Genomic DNA, 907 nt, shown 5'->3' with positions numbered 1-907 from the left:
GATGTGTTTGTGACATCAATGTTCTTACATCCTAATTCCACACGTACACCGTTCCCCTCGATGTCCCGCCCTATGCTTAAATCAACTTTTCCATTACTGCAGCCAGTCAAGAGAACTCCGTGATGCTTAATGTCTCTATATTGGTTATTGAAAACCAAAAAGCCATCCACATCTGATAAGTGAATAGCGTGCTTGACCTTTACCCCATTAATTTTATTGCCGGAAACATCAACGTCATCAATTTTTTGGTACCCTTTACGGCCATATACCTGAATTGCATGTCGCTCTTTTATATTTGTGAAAGTATTATCGGTGACTGAAAGACGCTTTACTTTGTTCACTCGGTTTGTTGGGTTGCCATTCGCATCTTGAGTATAAAAAGATTTAACATCTGGAATCATTAGCCTCACACCAGATGCACAATTCTTAAATCTGTTTCCGTCGATTAGAACATCTTCCCATTTGTTGCCGGACACTGCGTATTCTGTCGTATCTTCAAAATCGTTGTTGATGATACGAATATCAGAATACCAAAAGCCGTCAGTGCTGGTGTGTGAATCGACTCCGCGCGCATATCCTCCTAAACTTTCAGATCTGCTAAAATAGCAATCTCTAACGGTAACATGCTTGCTGACGGTTTGGTCATATGCTCCAAAAGCTCCGAAGTTGCCTGATGACCTCATCAAGTCCAACTGAACTGCAGAAGAAAACCATCTGTCTCCCTTATAATCAGCGAATCCTTTGAACCAGACATTCTCTATTAATACGTGTTTGTTGCCAGCACAATCAAACGCATGGCCTTCGCATACATCCTTGATTGTGATGTCGCGGATAATAATGCGCTCAGCATGTGCAAACCCCAAGGCTGAACATTGTTCTTTGATTTCGCCACCTGCGCTATCAATCA

The 907-nt window shown here is 42.0% G+C and carries 1 pseudogene; it reads right to left on the bottom strand.

Annotation, left to right across the window (positions count from 1 at the left end):
- Window positions 1-907 (bottom strand): annotated as a pseudogene (locus LC033_RS16580) (right-handed parallel beta-helix repeat-containing protein); the annotation flags it as partial.

Source organism: Bacillus stratosphericus, assembly GCF_020524495.1.
Classification (GTDB): domain Bacteria; phylum Bacillota; class Bacilli; order Bacillales; family Bacillaceae; genus Bacillus; species Bacillus stratosphericus_B.
The sequence above is the reverse complement of the archived record's forward strand: the minus strand, read 5'-3'. Positions and strand labels throughout refer to the sequence as shown.